The sequence below is a fragment of the Streptomyces sp. DSM 42067 genome (assembly GCF_055792885.1).
On the sequence record NZ_CM147706.1, the window covers coordinates 5213308 to 5230852 of the forward strand.

Sequence of the window (17545 nt, forward strand, 5' to 3'; positions counted from 1 at the left end):
GGAGCGCATCAACGATGGCGGACGCCAAGGTCATTCCGTTCGACGACGATCGCTCGCGCGGGGGTGCGCAGCGCCCGCCACGCCGCCGGGCCCCGGCCCGGCGGAAGGCGGAGCCGGTGGGCGCCCGCGAGGTCCAGGTCCTGCCGGGACCGTATGCACAGGAGCAGGGCGGTGCGCCGATGACGCGTGAGCCTGAGGAACCGCACGAGCCCCGGCGGGAGCCGGCCACAGCCGGCTGGGACCGGCGGATCGCGGGCGGCCTGGCCTTCCTGCGGCGGCGGCTGACCGGCGACTACGAAATCGACGACTTCGGGTACGACCAGGAGCTCACCGACCAGGTCCTGATGTCGCTGCTGCGGCCGCTCTACGAGAATTACTTCCGCGTCGAGGTGAAGGGCATCGAGAACATCCCCTCGGACGGTGGGGCGCTGATCGTCGCCAACCACTCGGGGACGCTGCCGCTCGACGGCCTGATGATGCAGGTCGCCGTGCACGACAACCACCCCGAAGGCCGGCATCTGCGGCTGCTCGCCGCGGATCTGGTGTTCGTGCTGCCGGTCGTCAACGAGCTGGCGCGCAAGGCCGGGCACACCCTGGCGTGCGCGGAGGACGCCGAGCGGCTGCTGCAGCGGGGCGAGCTGGTCGGGGTGATGCCGGAGGGCTTCAAGGGCATCGGAAAGCCGTTCAGCGAGCGTTACAAGCTGCAGCGCTTCGGGCGGGGCGGCTTCGTCCAGACCGCGCTGCGGGCCGGGACCCCGATCGTGCCGTGCTCGATCGTCGGTGCTGAGGAGATCTACCCGATGATCGGCAACGCGAAGACGCTCGCGCGGCTGCTCGGGTTCCCGTACTTCCCGATCACGCCGACGTTCCCGTGGCTCGGCCCGCTGGGCGCGGTGCCGCTGCCCACGAAGTGGACGATCCAGTTCGGCGAGCCGATCCCGACGGACGGCTATCCGCCGGAGGCGGCCGAGGACCCGATGCTGATGTTCAACCTGACGGACCAGGTACGCGAACAGATCCAGCACACGCTGTACAAGTTGCTCGTGCAGCGGCGGTCTGTGTTCTTCTGACCTGTTCTTCTGTGGTCTTCTGACGTCGGAGGTCTTGTGGGTTCGTCTGACGTCGGACTCGCAGCTGCCGCGCATACGTTGATGGGGCGCCCCCCGATTGGGGGCGCCCCATCAACGTATGCCGGGGACGGGACGGGTTCCTACGTGTCCTCGCCGCCGATGCCCAGGCCCGGAAGGAAGGGCAGCAGCGGGGGGACCGTGATGTCCGGCTCCGGGGACGCGCTGGCCTCGCCGGACGGGTTCGGGCTGGTCTCTTCCACGGGCGGGTCGAACAGGCCGCCCGTATTGCCGCCGAGGAGGCCCTCGTCCTCGCTGGCGCCGGAGGTGGAGGGCTCCGGCGAGCCGGTGCCGCTCGTGCTGCCCGCCGACGACCCGGATGTCGTGGGCGACGGACGGTCGGAACCGGAGGAGCCGGTGGACTCCTGGCCGGTGCCCGGCTGGGTGGTTCCGTCTCCCGAGGAAGGGGATCCCGGCAGCATCGACCGCAGCGGATCGACCTCTTGGTCTATGGCGTCGAAGACCGAGCTGACCTCCTGGCTCACGTCGCCGAGCTGGACGGGCAGCCGCTCGCGCAGGGTCGTCCAGGTGTCGCGGTTCGACTGGGAGAACGACGACAGCGCCTGGATCGGGCCGAGCGAGCCGTCACGCTCGTATGCCGAGTGCAGCAGGCGGTGGCCCTCGCCGGCGTCGTGCCGCATGCCGGAGAGTGCGCGCCTCATCTCGGAGACGGACTCGTGGTCGAGATCGCCGGAGCGACCCCGCTCCATGAGCCGGCGGGCCTCGTTCAGCCGGGTCGCCGCCTGGTCCAGATAGAGCCGGCCGCGGTCCGATTCGCCGGCGGCCATGCCCAGCTTGAGATCCTCCATGCCGCGCTTGAGCCCGTACAGCGAATCGCCGGGCAGGGCGTCGGTGCTGGCGGCGGCCACTCCGCCCAGTGCCCCGGCGGCCACGCCGACGGTCAGCCCGCCCGCGGCGATGCTCTTGGACAGACGGGAGCGCGACCGCAGCTTGCGCAGCGGACTCGCCCGGTGCGCGCCGCGGCGGGACCGCTGTTCCGGCACCGGGGGACCCGCGCCCTCGCTGCCCGCCTCCGTGCCTTCGAGCACCATGGCTTCCATGGCTGCCACGAGCCGCGCCCGCTGGACGACCTTGACGTCGGCGTCCAGCTCCGGCTTCGGCATCCTGCCGAGACCGGCCGCCAGGGCCAACATCCTTTGCTTCTCGGCCTCTTCGGCCGACTCGCCGGGCTGCTCGGCCGCCGTGACCCTGTCGGAATGCTCCTCCAGGGTCTGGGCGAAGGCGTTCGCCCGCCGGTGCGCCGATACATTCGCGATCACTGGCGGCACCTCCTCTCGTCATGACGGTCGACTCCCCAGGGGTTCCTGAGGGTTGCACGCCTTGAGCACATCCACACGATCGAGTGAGCGGTGGCGGTCAGGGTGTGACCACAGGGAGCCTGTATCCCGCACAACGAGCGGCTCGGCACTTGGGTTACGGACGGAGCATGAGCAGACCGTGCAGCCAACGCGCTTTCACCGAACGTGAGTTGAAGGTCGCGCTGAGTGCATCCGGGTCTGTGGTCGCTCAGCGGGCATCGTCCGGGAGGAGACGGGCCAGGGTGCGCACGGCCCGGTACTGGAGGGTCTTGATGGCGCCTTCGTTCTTGTCCATCACGCGGGCGGTCTCGGCGACCGAGAGGCCCTGGAGGAAGCGCAGGGTCACGCACTCCTGCTGCTGGGGGTTGAGGCGGCGTACGGCGTCGAGGAGCGCGGCGTTCGAGAGGGACTCCAGAACGGAGTCCTCGGGGCTTCGCTCGACCTCGTTGGCGTCGAGCATTTCGCCGGTGGTCACTTCGAGACGGAAACGGCTCGACTTGAAGTGGTCGGCGACCAGATTGCGGGCGATCGTGACCAGCCAGGCGCCGAAGTCGCGGCCCTGCCAGGTGAACGTGCCGATACGGCGCAGGGCGCGGAGAAAGGTCTCGCTCGTGAGGTCCTCGGCCGTCGCCTTGCCGCCCACGCGGTAGTAGATGTACCGGTACACGGTGTCGCTGTACTGGTCGTAGAGCCGGCCGAACGCCTCGGCTTCGCCGCCCTGGGCGCGCTCCACGAGGTCCATCATCCGGGCGCTGTCGCTGTCCGCCGCGGGGCGCCGTGCAGTGGGGGTGGTCGCGCCCGCGCGACCCCGTCTCGCGACCCCCCGCCCGTCGCCCGACCGCCGCCCCTCGACGACGGAGCTCCGCGCCGGCCCCTTGTCGATGCCGTCCGTCAGGGCATAGCAGGGGCCCGCGGGGCCGCTGGTGGCGATGCGCGGCGCGGCGATAGCGGGGACGGGATACGCGGTGGGGACGAAGCCGCGCAAGTGGTCGACGACCACTGCGCGCAGCGTAGCCAGGCCCGAGGCGTCAACCCCGACGTATGGGTACACGGGACTCCCAGAGGCAGAGCTTCCATCACGTGCAGTACGGGACCGTTCACTCGTCGTGGCGACGCGTGGGTACCGATTTGCGTCTGAGGAGAATAACGCTTCGTACAGGCAGCGCTACACCCAGTTGCTCAAATCACCGATTCCGTCGCTTCTGTTACTGATCGACGGCCGATCAAGTACCAGGACGTGAACGGTTGTTGATCGGATTAGTTCGCGTTGCGTTCGAGCGGGGGGCGTGTTGTGCGCGTAGGCGTGGCCGACTCGTTGTGGGCAGGCGGTTCTCCCTCAGCTACCGCTGGGGGTGCCCCCAGGAGGTGCCCCCAGGCCATGGGGATCCCTTCCATGCCCGTGAGGCAATGGGGGGGGGAGGGTGGGCAAGCCACGGCGTGCGGTCCCTTGCACGTGTGGGTGCTCTGTACTGCAGAGGGTTGCCCCGCGTCGTGGTCGCCCGGGGGTGCGAGTGCGTTGCCCTGCGCGGAGGGGGCCGCTGTGCCCTACCCGTGCCGCCCTGGGCGCAGATCCCAGGCCCAATGAGGCACTGGAGGAGGCGCGACTGTCCACAGCGGCCAGGCGGCGCGTGTGTCAGCGGCGGCGGCGGTGGATGGCGATGGCGGCTGCTGTGCCGCCGGCCACGGCGCCGACGCCTGCCGCGGCCGGGATGCCGACCTTCGCGGCCTTGCGGCCCGTGCGGTAGTCCCGCAGGCGCCAGTCCCGGTCGCGTGCGTGCTTGCGTAGCTTGGTGTCCGGGTTGATCGCGTACGGGTGGCCGACGAGCGACAGCATCGGGATGTCGTTGTGCGAGTCGCTGTACGCCGCGCAGCGGGAGAGGTCCAGGCCCTCGGCCGCCGCAAGCGCGCGTACCGCCTCGGCCTTCGCGGGGCCGTGCAGCGGTTCGCCGACGAGCTTGCCGGTGTAGACGCCGTCGACGGACTCGGCGACCGTGCCGAGCGCGCCGGTCAGGCCGAGCCGGCGGGCGATGATCGTCGCTGTCTCCACGGGTGCGGCCGTGACCAGCCACACCTTCTGGCCCGCGTCCAGGTGGGCCTGCGCCAACGCGCGCGTGCCGGGCCAGATGCGCTCGGCCATGTACTCGTCGTAGATCTCCTCGCCGATGGACATGAGCTCGGCGACGCGGTGGCCCTTGACGATGGACAGGGCGGACTCGCGTACGTCCTGCATGTGATCCGGGTCCTCGACGCCCGCGATCCGGAACCATGTCTGCTGCCAGGCGAACTTCGCCAGCTCGCGGCGCTGGAAGAACTTCCGCTTGTAGAGGCCCCGGCCGAAGTGGAAGATCGCGGCGCCCTGCATCACGGTGTTGTCGAGGTCGAAGAACGCGGCGGCCTTGTGGTCACCGGCGACCGGGAACTCCGGCTCCTCCGCGACCTTCCCGGGCGCGGGGGCCGGGGCGAGCTCCTCCAGCTCCTGGGAGGTCTTGCGCGCTGCCTCCGCCGAGGCCTCGCCCGCCAGCACGCTGCGGGCCGTGGCGGAGCGCCTACGAGGGGTGAGCCATGCGAGAGCGGCCATGGCGTGAGCATAGCCAGTTCGCCCTGTGGTTCCGGAGTCAGGAGGATTCAGCGCTGTGAACTCTCTGCGACCGCGCAGTTAAAGGAGTGATCCGATGCCGGTCCCGTCCGCGCGTCGCGCAGGGGCGGCGGGCGCTGGGGAGGTCTGGTGCAGTGGGGTTCCGATGTCCGCCGGCCGGGCGAGAATGGCCCGTATGAGTCCCATTTTTCGGCGGGCCGACCGCCGTACGGAGAAGAAGGTGCCGCAGGACCGCCTCGTCACGCTGATCGGCAAGCCGGGTTGTCACCTGTGCGACGACGCCCGCGCGGTGATCGAGAAGGTCTGCGGTGAGCTGGGGGCCGCGTGGGAAGAGAGGGACATCACCCAGGACGAGGAGCTGCACCGCAAGTACTGGGAGCAGATCCCGGTGGTGCTCGTGGACGGCGCCCAGCACGACTTCTGGCGCGTGGACGAAGACCGTCTCCGCCGGGCCCTCACCGAGTGACCCCGGCAGCCGGGCGAAACTCCATGATCACTACAACGACACCCTCCGGCCAGGGACGAATGCGCTGCGGGGTCAGTTCCCGGAACACTCGCCGGAGCCGCGTGACCCCGGTCACTTTGGCCGGGCAAATCGGACACCATCTTTGTGCACGCGTTCACAAAGACATAGCCTGCTTCCGACGGGGCGGTCCTGGGACGTACGACCGCCCGCAGCCCCGCTCTACCCGCAGGAGCACCGTGGCAACTGGCCGAACTCACCGACCGGCGACCCGCAGCCGAGGGATTCCCGAGGCCACCGTCGCCCGTCTTCCGCTGTACCTCCGAGCACTCACCGCACTGTCCGAGCGCTCGGTACCCACGGTCTCCTCGGAGGAGCTCGCCGCGGCGGCGGGGGTCAACTCCGCGAAGCTCCGCAAGGACTTCTCGTACCTCGGTTCCTACGGGACGCGCGGCGTCGGCTACGACGTCGAGTACCTCGTCTACCAGATCTCCCGCGAACTCGGCCTCACCCAGGACTGGCCGGTCGTCATCGTCGGTATCGGTAACCTCGGCGCCGCCCTCGCCAACTACGGCGGATTCGCCTCGCGTGGCTTCCGTGTCGCGGCGCTCATCGACGCGGACCCGGCGATGGCCGGCAAGCCGGTCGCGGGGATCCCGGTGCAGCACACCGACGATCTCGAGAAGATCATCAAGGACAACGGCGTGTCGATCGGCGTCATCGCGACCCCGGCCGGTGCGGCCCAGCAGGTCTGCGACCGGCTCGTCGGCGCCGGTGTCACCTCCATCCTGAACTTCGCGCCGACGGTGCTGTCCGTGCCGGACGGCGTCGACGTACGCAAGGTCGACCTCTCCATCGAGCTGCAGATCCTCGCCTTCCACGAGCAGCGGAAGGCCGGCGAGGAGACTGCGGGCGAAGAGGCCGTCACCGCCTCCGTACCGAAGAACACGCCGAAGGGACCCGACGGGGACGTACCCGTCGTGATGCCGGCATGAGTCTTCTCGTCGTCGGGCTGAGTCACCGCACCGCTCCGGTGAGCGTCCTTGAGCGTGCCGCGCTGTCCGCGGACGCGCAGGCCAAGCTGCTCCAGGACACGCTGGCCGCGGAGCCGGCCGCCGAGGCCGCGGTGCTCGCCACCTGCAACCGGATCGAGCTCTACGCCGACGTGGACAAGTTCCACGCGGGTGTCGCCGAGCTCTCCACGCTGCTCGCGCAGCACAGCGGAGTCGGGCTCGAGGAGCTGACTCCGTACCTCTACGTGCACTACGAGGACCGGGCCGTCCACCACCTGTTCTCCGTGGCCTGCGGCCTGGAGTCCATGGTGGTCGGCGAGGGCCAGATCCTCGGTCAGATCAAGGACGCGCTGGCGACGGCGCAGGAGCTGCACACCGCGGGCCGCCTGCTGAACGACCTGTTCCAGCAGGCGCTGCGGGTCGGCAAGCGAGCGCACTCGGAGACGGGCATCGACCGTGCCGGGCAGTCCCTGGTCACCTTCGGCCTGGAGCAGCTCGCGGTCGGTACGCCGGTCGGGGAGTGGGCCCGGGGCAAGCGCGCGCTGGTCATCGGCGCCGGTTCGATGTCCTCGCTGGCCGCGGCGACGCTCGCGCGGGCCGGGGTGGCCGAGGTGGTCATCGCCAACCGCACGCTGGAGCGCGCCGAGCGGCTCGCCCAGATCCTCGCGGAGCAGGACGACACGGAGGTGACCGCCCGCGCGGTCCCGGTCGACGCGATGGCCCAGGAGCTGACACGTGCCGACGTGGTGGTGTCCTGTACCGGCGCGACCGGTCTGGTCCTGACCGCGGACGCGGTGGCGGACGCCATCTCGGGCCGGGCGCCAGAGGGCTTTGGCTCCGGCTTCGGAGCGGACGCTTCCGGTCCGCTCCCGGCCGGCCGTGCGGACCGGTCGGCCGCCGCGCACCGCGGCGAGGGCGCGGCCGTGCTCAAGGGCGACGACGTATGCCCGGTGGACCTGTCCCCCATGCAGGGGGCCACGGGCTTCTCCGTCATGGGCGAAGCAGCAGTGGCAGGGATGGACGCGGCCACGCTGGAGCAGCACGGAGCCTGGGTCGACAACGCCACGGCGGACCGTCGCGAGAGCCGCACCGCGGCGCCGGACCCGGGTGCCGACGCTGAGGCGATCGCCGCACTGGCCGCTGCCGCGGCCGCCGCGGGGCGGGTGCCCGAGCGTCGCGGACCTGCCGCCGTCGCCGCGCCCGCACACCCGGTCGTCCTGTCGCTTCTCGACCTCGCCATGCCCCGTGACATCGATGCCGCCTCGCACCGGATCGCCGGGGTGCGGCTCGTCGACATCGAGTCGCTCGCCGAGGCCTCGGCCGACGCTCCGATGGCGGCCGATGTGGACATGGTGCGCGGGATCGTCTCCGCCGAGGTGGCCGCGTTCGGTGCCGCCCAGCGGGCCGCGCACATCACGCCGACCGTGGTCGCCCTGCGCACCATGGCCGCCGATGTGGTGGCGAGCGAGATCGCGCGCCTCGAAGGGCGCCTGCCCGGCCTCGACGACAAGGAGCGCGGTGAGATCACGCAGACCGTGCGGCGCGTCGTCGACAAGCTGCTGCACGCGCCCACCGTGCGGGTCAAGCAGCTCGCGGCCGAGCCCGGCGGCGCCGGGTACGCGGACGCGCTGCGGACCCTCTTCGATCTCGACCCGGAGACGGTTGCCTCAGTCTCCCGGGCCGACATGAACGACGCCGACGTCACGAGCGTCAACAGCGTCCAGAACGTCAAGAACCGAGGGCTGTCATGACCGAGAAGGCACTACGACTCGGGACCAGGCGCAGCAAGCTCGCCATGGCCCAGTCCGGACAGGTGGCGGAGGCGGTGCGCCAGGTGACCGGACGGGACGTCGAGCTCGTCGAGATCACCACGTACGGCGACACCTCGCGCGAGAACCTGGCGCAGATCGGCGGCACCGGCGTGTTCGTCACCGCGCTGCGCGACGCCCTGCTGCGCGGCGAGATCGACTTCGCCGTGCACTCCCTCAAGGACCTGCCGACGGCGCAGCCGGACGACCTCGTCCTCGCGGCCGTACCGCAGCGCGAGGACCCCCGCGACGTGCTGGTCGCCCGCGACGGGCTCACCTTCACGCGGCTCCCGAAGGGAGCACGCATCGGCACCGGTTCGCCGCGCCGCATGGCGCAGCTCAACGCGTACGCCCGCGCGCACGGCATGGAGATCGAGACCGTCGCCATCCGCGGCAACGTCGACACCCGCATCGGATACGTCCGCAGCGGGGAGCTCGACGCCGTCGTGCTCGCCGCCGCCGGCCTCAACCGCATCGGCAGGATCGATGAGGTGACCGACTTCCTGTCGGTCGACACCGTTTTGCCCGCCCCCGGCCAGGGGGCACTGGCAGTCGAATGCGCCGCGGACAACGCGTCGCTGGCTGCCGCGCTCGCCGAGCTCGACGACCCGTACACCCGGGCCGCCGTGACCGCCGAGCGGTCCCTGCTCGCCGCCCTGGAGGCCGGCTGCAGCGCACCCGTGGGTGCACTCGCCGACCTTCTGGCCGACGGGCAGATTGTCAAGGAAATGCGCCTGCGCGGCGTCGTCGGGACCACCGACGGCTCAACGCTGGTGCAGCTGTCCACCACCGGTCCCGTGCCCGAGACAGACGACCAGGCAGTGGCGCTCGGTCGCGAACTCGCCACCGAGATGCTTGCCAAGGGCGCGGCCGGTCTGATGGGGGAGCGAGCACATTGAGCCCCACCACCTCGAACCACCCAGCCGTTCCCGCACACGGGCACGTCACCTTCCTCGGTGCCGGGCCCGGGGATCCCGGGCTGCTGACACTCCGCGCCGTTGAAGCGCTGGCCGGAGCGGACGTCCTGATCGCCGAGCCGGAAGTGCTCGACGTGGTCCGCACCCACGCCCAGCCGGGCGTGGCCGTCGTGGACACAGGCACGCCCCAGCTGACGGTAGTTGACGAGGCGTCAACAACCGTCGTACCCCCGGAACCGAGGGATGCGGCCAATCTTGTCATGGAGGCTGCGCGGGGCGGCAAGCGGGTCGTCCGTGCCGTCTCGGGCGATCCGGGGCTCGATGCGTACGCCGCCGGGGAGATGCTGAAGTGCGCCTCGGAAGGCATCACCTTCGAGGTGGTGCCGGGCATCGCCGCAGGCGTGGGCGTGCCCGCGTACGCGGGTGTGCCGCTGCGGGACGCGGAGGGCGCGGACGTGCGGTTCGTCGACGCCCGTACGGCGTCGGACCGCTGCTGGACCGAGGTCGGCACGTCCGACGGCACGGTCGTCGTCTCCACGACGCTCGACTCGGTGGCCGCGGCCGCGGCTGAACTGGTGTCCGCCGGACGTAAGCCGGACACCCCGCTGACGGTCACCGTCGCCGGTACGACGACGCGGCAGCGCACCTGGTCGGCGACGCTCGGCAGCATCGCGCAGACCCTGAAGCAGGCGAAGGTGCTGCCGTCGCCGGAGGGCCACCGACCCGTTATAGCCGTGGTCGGTGAGCGCTCCGCGGCTGCCCAGCGCGACCAGCTGTCGTGGTTCGAGTCCAAGCCGCTGTTCGGCTGGAAGGTCCTCGTGCCGCGCACGAAGGAGCAGGCGGCCTCGCTCTCCGACCAGCTGCGTTCGTACGGCGCCGTGCCGTCCGAGGTGCCGACCATCGCGGTCGAGCCGCCGCGTACGCCCCAGCAGATGGAGCGGGCGGTCAAGGGCCTGGTCACAGGACGGTACGAGTGGATCGCCTTCACCTCGGTGAACGCGGTCAAGGCCGTCCGGGAGAAGTTCGAGGAGTACGGGCTCGACGCGCGCGCGTTCGCCGGGATCAAGGTCGCGGCGGTGGGCGAGCAGACCGCCAAGGCGCTCATCGCCTTCGGCGTGAAGCCGGACCTCGTGCCGAGCGGCGAGCAGTCGGCCGCCGGTCTCCTCGAGGACTGGCCGCCGTACGACCCGGTCTTCGACCCGATCGACCGGGTGTTCCTGCCGCGTGCCGACATCGCCACGGAGACGCTGGTCGCGGGCCTGATCGAGCTCGGCTGGGAGGTCGACGACGTCACGGCCTACCGGACCGTGCGCGCCTCGCCTCCGCCGGCCGAGACCCGTGAGGCGATCAAGGGCGGCGGCTTCGACGCGGTGCTGTTCACGTCGTCGTCGACCGTGCGGAACCTGGTCGGCATCGCGGGCAAGCCGCACAACGTGACGGTGATCGCGTGTATCGGCCCTGCCACGGCGAAGACGGCCGAGGAGCACGGACTGCGCGTGGACGTGATGGCTCCGGAGCCGTCCGTGCACAAGCTGGCCGAGGCGCTGGCCGACTTCGGCGCGGCCCGCCGGACGGCGGCGCTCGACGCGGGCGATCCGGTGACGCGGCCGAGCGAGCGGCGTCCGGGCGCGCGGCGTCGCCGGACCACGACGTAGCGGCTCGGCACCATGGGAGGCGGTGCCCCACGACGTGGGGCACCGCACGTCCACCGGAGCACCCCGGCACCGGTGCACGACTGGGCCGTATCCGGCCGACAACGCGTCGGCAAAGGTGCCCTTGAGGCAGGCGTAGCGTATTCGGCATGACGAAGTACGGTTCCTTCCCCGGTACGCGTCCCCGTCGGCTGCGCACCACCCCCGCCATGCGCCGCATGGTCGCCGAGACCCGCCTGCACCCGGCCGACTTCATCCTGCCCGCCTTCGTGCGGGATGGCGTGAGCGAGCCCGTGCCGATCGGGGCGATGCCCGGGGTCGTGCAGCACACCCGCGACAGCCTGAAGAAGGCGGCCGCGGAGGCGGTGGAGGCCGGGATCTCCGGGATCATGCTCTTCGGCGTGCCGGAGGAGTCGAAGAAGGACGCCGTCGGGACGCCGGGAACGGACCCCGACGGGATCCTGCAGGTCGCCATCCGCGACGTACGGGCAGAGGTCGGGGACGACCTGCTCGTCATGTCGGACCTGTGCCTCGACGAGACGACGGACCACGGGCACTGCGGTGTGCTCGACGAGCAGGGCCGTGTCGACAATGACGCCACGCTCGAGCGCTACGCCGAGATGGCCCAGGTCCAGGCCGACGCGGGCGCCCATGTGGTCGGCCCCAGCGGCATGATGGACGGCCAGATCGGCGTCATCCGCGACGCGCTCGACCAGATCGGCCGCGAGGACGTCGCCATCCTCGCCTACACCGCCAAGTACTCCTCCGCCTTCTACGGTCCCTTCCGCGAGGCCGTCGCCTCGTCCCTGAAGGGCGACCGGAAGACGTACCAGCAGGACCCCGCCAACGTACGGGAGTCCCTGCGCGAGTTGGCCCTCGACCTGGAGGAGGGGGCCGACATGGTGATGGTGAAGCCGGCGGGACCGTACCTGGACATCCTGGCGCGCGTCGCGGACGCCGTGGACGTGCCGGTGGCCGCGTACCAGATCTCCGGTGAGTACTCGATGATCGAGGCAGCGGCGGAGAAGGGCTGGATCGACCGGGACAAGGCGATCCTGGAGAGCCTCACGGGCATCAAGCGGGCCGGGGCGCAGAACATCCTCACGTACTGGGCAGTCGAGGTGGCCCGGCAGCTGCGTTGAGTCGTACGACGTGCATGCCCCCGGCCGGAAGAGTCCCGGCCGGGGGCGTTTTCATGTCGTGACAGGTCAGAGGCGCTCGGGCGTCCTGATGCCCAGCAGCGCCATCCCCTGGTGCAGCGTGCGCGCCGTGATGTCGCACAGGAACAGGCGGTTCTCGACCTGGGCCGGGCTGTCCGCCTTGAGGACCGGGCACTTGTCGTAGAACGTCGTGTACAGGGACGCCAGCTGGTACAGGTACGCCGCCAGCTTGTGCGGTGCGTACTCCGCGGCGGTCTCCGCGACCGTCTCCGCGAACTGGTCCACGTGCAGGCCGAGGGACCGCTCCGCTTCGGTCAGTTCGAGCTCCGGGTGGGCGGCGGGGCGGGCGTCGCCGGCCTTGCGGATGATCGACCGGATACGGGCGTACGCGTACTGCAGGTAGACGCTCGTGTCGCCGTTCAGGGACACCATCTGGTCCAGGTCGAACTTGTAGTCGCGGTTCGCGGACGTCGACAGGTCCGCGTACTTCACCGCGCCGATACCGACCTGGGTGCCCCGCTCGGCGATCTCCTCCTCGGACAGGTCCTGGGCCTTCTCGCGGACCACCGCCGAGGCGCGGTCGATCGCCTCGTCCAGCAGGTCCACCAGCCGCACCGTCTCGCCCTCACGGGTCTTGAACGGCTTGCCGTCCTTGCCGAGGACCGTGCCGAAGGCGAGCTGCAGCGCCTTCGTGTCGCCGTTCAGCCAGCCGGCCCGCCGCGCCGTCTCGAAGACCATCTTGAAGTGCAGCGACTGCCGGGCGTCCACCACGTACAGCAGGGTGTTCGCCTTGAGGTTGAAGACGCGGTCGCGGATCGCGGAGAGGTCGGTCGCCGCGTAGCCGTAGCCGCCGTCCGACTTCCGCACGATCAGCGGCACCGGCTTGCCGTCCGGGCCCTTGATGTCGTCGAAGAAGACGCAGAGGGCGCCTTCGGAGCGGACCGCCACGCCCGACTCCTCGAGCAGGCGGCACGTCTCGTCCAGCATGTCGTTGTAGCCGGACTCGCCGACGATGTCCGGGTCCCGGATCTCCATGTCCAGCTTCTCGAAGACCGAGTAGAAGTAGATCTTCGACTCGTCGACGAACCGCTGCCACAGGGCGAGGGTCTCCGGGTCGCCCGCCTGGAGGTCGACCACCCGGCGCCGCGCCCGCGTCTTGAACTCCTCGTCGGAGTCGAAGAGCGTCCGGGAGGCCTTGTACAGCCGGTTGAGGTTCGACATGGCCTCTTCGCCGGACGTGGCGGTGTCCTCGGTGGCGGCCTTGTGGTCCAGCTCGTGCGGGTGCTCGATCAGGTACTGGATGAGCATGCCGAACTGGGTGCCCCAGTCGCCGATGTGGTGGCGCCGGACCACCGTCTCGCCGGTGAACTCCAGGATCTGGACGACCGCGTCGCCGATGACGGCGGACCGGAGGTGGCCGACGTGCATCTCCTTGGCCACGTTCGGCTGGGCGTAGTCGATCACCGTCGTGCCCGGCTCGTCCGCCAACGGCACGCCGAGGCGGCCCTCGGCGTCCGCGGCCCGCGCCGCCAGGTTCTCGGTGATCGCCTTGTCGGTGACCGTGATGTTCAGGAAGCCGGGCCCGGAGACCTCGATCTCCTTGATCACGTCACCCGTGGTGACCTCGGAAACCACCTGAGTGGCCAGCTCCCGCGGGTTGGCCTTCGCCTTCTTCGCGAGCGCCAGGATGCCGTTGGCCTGGAAGTCGGCCCGGTCGCTGCGTCGCAGCAGCGGGTCCGCGGTGCCCGCCTCCGGCAGGGCTGCCGAGAGGGCGTCCGCGAGGCGCTGGTGGACGGAAGCGGTGAGGGACGTGACCGAGGCCATGGAGTGGGAGCCGTTCTCCTCGAGGTTCTGATAGACCCGGCCAGTATCCCACGCGCGGAAATGCGGTTGAAAAGCGGTTTTCGCTCCAGCGGCCGGAGCTGGGAGAATGGAGCGGTCAGCTGTACTGGCTGTATCCCCGGTCAGCTTGTACTTGCGTATCAGGGCGTACGAGAAAGAAGGACGTGCCGATCGTGGCTCAGAGCACAGAGACCACCGACTGGGTCTCCCGTTTCGCGGATGAGGTCATCGCCGAGTCGGAGAGTCGCGCGCCTGGCAAAGCTGTCGTCGTCGCGTCCGGACTGTCCCCCTCCGGCCCGATCCACCTCGGCAACCTCCGCGAGGTCATGACCCCGCACCTGGTCGCCGACGAGATCCGCCGCCGCGGGTACACCGTGCGCCATCTGCTCTCCTGGGACGACTACGACCGCTACCGCAAGGTGCCGTTCGGCGTCCCCGGCGTCGACGAGTCCTGGGCCGAGCACATCGGCAAGCCGCTCACCTCGGTCCCGGCCCCCAAGGGCTCCGCGTACCCGAACTGGGCCGAGCACTTCAAGGCCGCGATGACCGCCTCGCTCGCCGAGCTGGGCGTGGAGTACGACGGGATCAGCCAGACGGAGCAGTACACGTCGGGTGTCTACCGTGAGCAGATCCTGTTCGCGATGAAGCACCGCGCCGACATCGACGCCGTGCTCGCCCAGTACCGGACCAAGAAGGCCCCCGCGAAGAAGTCCCAGAAGCCGGTCGACGAGGCCGAGCTCGAGGCCGCCGAGGGCTCGGGCGCCGCGGCCGAGGACGACGGCAGCAGCTCCGCCGGCTACTTCCCGTACAAGCCGTACTGCGGCCAGTGCGAGAAGGACTTCACCACGGTCACGGCGTACGACGACGAGACGACCGAGCTGACCTATGTGTGCCAGTGCGGGCACTCCGAGACGGTCCGGCTGTCCGAGTACAACCGCGGCAAGCTGGTCTGGAAGGTCGACTGGCCGATGCGCTGGGCGTACGAAGGGGTGATCTTCGAGCCGTCCGGCGTCGACCACTCGTCGCCCGGTTCGTCGTTCCAGGTCGGCGGGCAGATCGTCGGGATCTTCGGCGGCAAGCAGCCGATCGGCCCCATGTACGCGTTCGTGGGCATCAGCGGCATGGCCAAGATGTCGTCCAGCAAGGGTGGCGTGCCTACCCCGGCCGACGCGCTGCAGATCATGGAGCCCCAGCTGCTGCGCTGGCTGTACGCGCGCCGCCGCCCCAACCAGTCGTTCAAGATCGCCTTCGACCAGGAGATCCAGCGGCTGTACGACGAGTGGGACAAGCTCGCCGCGAAGGTCGCCGACGGCTCGGTGCTGCCCGCCGACGCCGCCGCGTACGCGCGTGCGGTCGGCACGGCGGCCGGTGAACTGCCGCGGACGCCGCGTCCGCTGCCGTACCGGACGCTGGCCTCTGTCGCGGACATCACCGCGGGCCACCAGGACCAGGCGCTGCGCATCCTGTCCGACCTGGACCCGGAGAACCCGCTGACGTCGCTCGACGAGGCGCGTCCGCGCTACGACAAGGCCGAGACGTGGATCAACACGCAGGTCCCGGCCGAGCAGCGCACGGTCGTCCGCGACGAGCCCGACAAGGAGCTGCTCGCCTCGCTCGACGACCAGGGGCGTGAGTCGCTGCGGCTGCTCATCGAGGGCCTCGACTCGCACTGGTCGCTGGACGGGCTCACCCACCTCGTCTACGGCGTGCCCAAGGTCCAGGCCGGCTTCTCCGCCGACGCCACGCCCAAGGAGCTGCCGCCGGAGATCAAGACCGCTCAGCGGACGTTCTTCGCTCTCCTGTACCACCTGCTCGTGGGGCGTGACACGGGGCCGCGGCTGCCGACGCTCCTGCTCGCGGTGGGGGCGGATCGGGTGCGGAAGCTTCTGGGCGCGTAAGGGTTGTACGAGGAAGGGGGTGCCCCGGTTTTCCGGGGCACCCCCTTCGTGCGTCTGCTCGGTGCGCTTACGCGATGTGCTCCGCGTCCAGTTCCTGCTGGTAGCGGGTGCGGAAGTCGCGGACGTACGGGCGGAGCGTGCTCTCCGTGAGCGGGCCGCCCGACTGGCCCGTCACGCCGTACAGGTCCATCAGGTACAGGCCGAACTGGCGGGTGTTGGGGAAGTCCATGTGCTCGTTGACGTACTTCCGGAAAGCGGCGAAGTACGCCTCCTCGCGCGACACGTCGTCCGGCAGGGCCGGGCCCTGGACGACCGCGTCCGCATCCGGGTCCGGGTTCGCGGAGTCCTCGTCCGTCTCCATCGGCTGCTGTTCGGCGCGGGGGGACGGGATCGCCACCTGGTGAGTGGCAGCGCCTGGTGCCGCGCCGCCCAGAGGGCGGGTGCGGTTGGGGCCCGACGGGATCTGGATGCCGGACTCCTGCGGGGGCGCCTCGGCGGCGGGCTGCCGCTGCTGGTCCTCGTACCACTCCTCGTACTGTTCCTCGGGGACGTACGGGGGGTCGTAGGAGCCGTTTGCGTACGTCGGGCCGTAGTCGCCCTGGTATGCGGCGTGTTGTGGGGGTGCGAACCAGGGGTTGTCCGCGTTCTCGGTCGCCAACTCTTCGAGGTGCTGTGCGTCGTGGCTGCCCGGGAGTTGGACCGGCTGCCCGCCGTCGTGGGGTGCCGCCGCTGTGCCCACCCTCCCCCGAGCTCTCGACTCCGCTCGAGCAGGGGGCACCCCCATCGCCCCAGCGGCACGATTGCCCACAGCGGGGGCGGCACCGCTGCCCACAGCGGGGGCTGCGCCGCCGGCCACAGCGGGGGGTTCCGGTGCGCCCGGCTCCAGCTCCCGGTAGTCCTGCACCGGGGCCGGGGCCGGGGCCGGGGCCGGGGTCGGTGCCGGAGGCAGCAACGCCGGTTCGATGCCTGCTGCGGCCAGGCCTGCCGGGGCCGTTTCCGCGAGTGGGACGCCGTAGCGGGCCAGGCGCAGTGGCATCAGGGACTCCACCGGTGCCTTGCGGCGCCAGGCGCGGCCGAAACGCGAGCGCAGCCGGGCCTGGTAGACCAGCCGCTCCTGCTCCAGCTTGATCACCTGCTCGTAGGAGCGCAGTTCCCACAGCTTCATCCGGCGCCAGAGGAGGAAGGTGGGGACGGGGGAGAGCAGCCAGCGGGTGATGCGGACGCCCTCCATGTGCTTGTCGGCGGTGATGTCCGCGATGCGGCCGATCGCATGCCGCGCCGCCTCGACCGAGACGACGAAGAGGATCGGGATGACGCCGTGCATGCCGACACCGAGCGGGTCGGGCCAGGCGGCCGCGCCGTTGAACGCGATCGTCGCCGCCGTCAGCAGCCACGCCGTCTGACGCAGCATGGGGAACGGGATACGAATCCAGGTCAGCAGCAGGTCCAGGGCCAGCAGGACGCAGATGCCCGCGTCGATGCCGATCGGGAAGACGTAGCTGAACTTCCCGAAGCCCTTCTCGATCGCGAGCTCGCGGACAGCCGCGTACGAGCCGGCGAAGCCGATACCGGCGATGATGACGGCACCGGTGACCACGACTGCGATCAGTATCCGGTGCGTACGTGTCAGCTGAATGGGCGCGGCCACCCGCACTCCCCTCCCTGCTCCACTCTTCGGCCTGTTGTGCGGAAGACTGTTCGGCCTCTTGCGCGGAACAGCCTGGCACATGGATGCGAACGGCGGGTTTCC

General features: G+C 70.5%; 13 protein-coding genes. 8 read left to right on the plus strand and 5 right to left on the minus strand.

All coding sequences use genetic code 11. The features are described 5' to 3' along the window. The first annotated feature begins 14 nt into the window (after positions 1-14). On the plus strand, positions 15-1070 hold the full coding sequence (locus tag ACSMXV_RS23935; RefSeq protein WP_473173338.1) for a lysophospholipid acyltransferase family protein: 1056 nt from the start codon (positions 15-17) through the stop codon (positions 1068-1070). 140 nt (positions 1071-1210) lie between these two features. On the opposite strand, the gene ACSMXV_RS23940 is transcribed toward ACSMXV_RS23935, so the two are convergent. From ACSMXV_RS23940 to ACSMXV_RS23950, 3 genes are all read right to left on the minus strand, one after another. Beyond that, entirely contained in the window at positions 1211-2407 is a 1197-nt protein-coding gene (locus ACSMXV_RS23940) for a DUF5667 domain-containing protein (RefSeq protein ID WP_473173339.1), read from the minus strand. Positions 2408-2654: 247 nt separating this feature from the next. Further along, positions 2655-3497, minus strand: a complete 843-nt coding sequence (locus ACSMXV_RS23945) for an ECF subfamily RNA polymerase sigma factor, BldN family (RefSeq protein ID WP_473173340.1) — start codon at positions 3495-3497, stop codon at positions 2655-2657. Positions 3498-4079: 582 nt separating this feature from the next. Continuing rightward, positions 4080-5024, minus strand: coding sequence for an HAD family hydrolase (locus ACSMXV_RS23950; RefSeq protein WP_473173341.1), 945 nt, complete (start codon positions 5022-5024; stop codon positions 4080-4082). Between the two features lie 184 nt (positions 5025-5208). Here ACSMXV_RS23950 and ACSMXV_RS23955 point away from each other — a divergent pair, with 184 nt between their 5' ends. The 6 genes from ACSMXV_RS23955 (at position 5209) to hemB (ending at position 12037) form a co-directional block, all read left to right on the plus strand. Beyond that, entirely contained in the window at positions 5209-5508 is a 300-nt protein-coding gene (locus ACSMXV_RS23955) for a glutaredoxin family protein (protein ID WP_473179049.1), read from the plus strand. Positions 5509-5744: 236 nt separating this feature from the next. Continuing rightward, a complete protein-coding gene (locus tag ACSMXV_RS23960) occupies positions 5745-6500 on the plus strand; it encodes a redox-sensing transcriptional repressor Rex (protein ID WP_181661558.1) in 756 nt (251 codons plus the stop codon). Next, positions 6497-8269: a glutamyl-tRNA reductase gene (locus ACSMXV_RS23965; protein WP_473173342.1), complete on the plus strand. Its 1773-nt coding sequence runs from the start codon at positions 6497-6499 to the stop codon at positions 8267-8269. The genes ACSMXV_RS23960 and ACSMXV_RS23965 overlap by 4 nt, the downstream gene beginning before the upstream one ends. Then, positions 8266-9225: a hydroxymethylbilane synthase gene (gene hemC, locus ACSMXV_RS23970; RefSeq protein WP_473173343.1), complete on the plus strand. Its 960-nt coding sequence runs from the start codon at positions 8266-8268 to the stop codon at positions 9223-9225. The genes ACSMXV_RS23965 and hemC overlap by 4 nt, the downstream gene beginning before the upstream one ends. After that, a complete protein-coding gene (locus tag ACSMXV_RS23975; RefSeq protein WP_473173344.1) occupies positions 9222-10898 on the plus strand; it encodes a bifunctional uroporphyrinogen-III C-methyltransferase/uroporphyrinogen-III synthase in 1677 nt (558 codons plus the stop codon). Before hemC ends, ACSMXV_RS23975 begins: the two co-directional genes overlap by 4 nt. Before the next feature lie 146 nt (positions 10899-11044). Beyond that, positions 11045-12037 carry a porphobilinogen synthase gene (hemB, locus tag ACSMXV_RS23980; protein WP_473173345.1) on the plus strand — a complete coding sequence of 331 codons (993 nt, stop codon included), beginning with the start codon at positions 11045-11047 and terminating at the stop codon, positions 12035-12037. A gap of 66 nt (positions 12038-12103) precedes the next feature. Here the strand turns inward: hemB and argS are convergent, their stop codons facing one another. Further along, positions 12104-13879, minus strand: a complete 1776-nt coding sequence (gene argS / locus ACSMXV_RS23985) for an arginine--tRNA ligase (RefSeq protein WP_473173346.1) — start codon at positions 13877-13879, stop codon at positions 12104-12106. A gap of 182 nt (positions 13880-14061) precedes the next feature. Between argS and lysS the strand changes: the two genes are divergently transcribed. Beyond that, on the plus strand, positions 14062-15795 hold the full coding sequence (gene lysS / locus ACSMXV_RS23990; RefSeq protein ID WP_473173347.1) for a lysine--tRNA ligase: 1734 nt from the start codon (positions 14062-14064) through the stop codon (positions 15793-15795). A gap of 67 nt (positions 15796-15862) precedes the next feature. On the opposite strand, the gene ACSMXV_RS23995 is transcribed toward lysS, so the two are convergent. Further along, entirely contained in the window at positions 15863-17443 is a 1581-nt protein-coding gene (locus tag ACSMXV_RS23995) for a DUF2637 domain-containing protein (protein ID WP_473173348.1), read from the minus strand. Positions 17444-17545: the final 102 nt, after the last annotated feature.